Genomic DNA, 1,079 nt, shown 5'->3' with positions numbered 1-1,079 from the left:
TCAAGTCAATCCGATACCGCTTCTTCGACATACGGGCCCCATGAATCGGCCCGCGACACGGCGAGAACCGATTGGCTGCGGGGGACGCAGTGCTTAGCATGACAACACTTCCGCCTTTGGTCGATACAAGGGACTAGTGGGCTACTCAGACATCACTGTGCTGAACGTCGCGCTCTGGCAGCAAACCGGTCTCGTCACGTTCAATGGTCCCGCACTGCTGACCGACTTCGCGGAGTATCCTGACATGTTGTCGTACACGGAGCACGCCTTCCTCAGCGCCGTCACCCAAGACGAGCCAATCGGAGCGCTGGCGCCGGCGGCCGAATGGACCGAGGAGTTGCTCGACTGGGGCAAGAAGGACGACCTTCAGCGTGGAAGACGCCTCACTCCATCGTCGGGATGGACGTGGCTGCGCGAAGGGTACGCAGAGGGTGTGCTTGTGGGTGGCTGCATCTCATCTCTCCAACACCTGCGCGGCACGCGTTTCTGGCCAGACCTGGACGGGGCAATCCTGTTCCTCGAGACGTCGGAGGAGAAACCCGTGCCGGCAACTGTCGACGGAATTCTGATGGACTACGAAAACATGGGCGTTTTCGACAGTCTTGCCGGGCTGCTCTTCGGTCGACCGATGTACTACACCGACGAGGAGAAGCAGCTGCTGCGGGAGGTCATCGCGACGCGAACCGCAGCGTTCGACTTCCCCGTCGTGACCGACATGGACTTCGGCCACACGGCGCCCCAGCTCGTGCTTCCAATTGGCTGCCGCGCGCGTATCGATACGAGGAGGCACCTGGTGGAGGTTCTAGCCCGGAAAATTCATGAAGAAGTCTCGTTCTTGAATTGAAGAAGGCCCCAGTTGCGGTAGAAACGTGTTGCGACACCCGTTTCCCCTCAACAAGGGCCCCTTCATGAAGCCGGATTCTACCGCACAGACTGTCACCTTGTTGGCGATCACGAGAAACCGTAGAAATCTGATCATCTAGCCGTGGTCGCGCGCGAGTGCTGGTTTCTCGTCAGAACGGCGAATCGGTGTCGGTCGGATCGGTGTCGAGTTCGCGATCGAGAGCCGCGAGGTAGTG

General features: G+C 59.8%; 1 protein-coding gene. It reads left to right on the top strand.

Translation table 11 applies throughout. The features are described 5' to 3' along the window. Positions 1-136: 136 nt before the first annotated feature. Positions 137-844: an LD-carboxypeptidase gene (locus tag GY937_16715; GenBank protein MCP5058347.1), complete on the top strand. Its 708-nt coding sequence runs from the start codon at positions 137-139 to the stop codon at positions 842-844. Positions 845-1,079 lie beyond the last annotated feature (235 nt).

Source organism: bacterium, from assembly GCA_024228115.1.
Taxonomy (GTDB): Bacteria; Myxococcota_A; UBA9160; order UBA9160; family UBA6930.
This window is presented reverse-complemented; position numbering and strand designations above follow the sequence as displayed.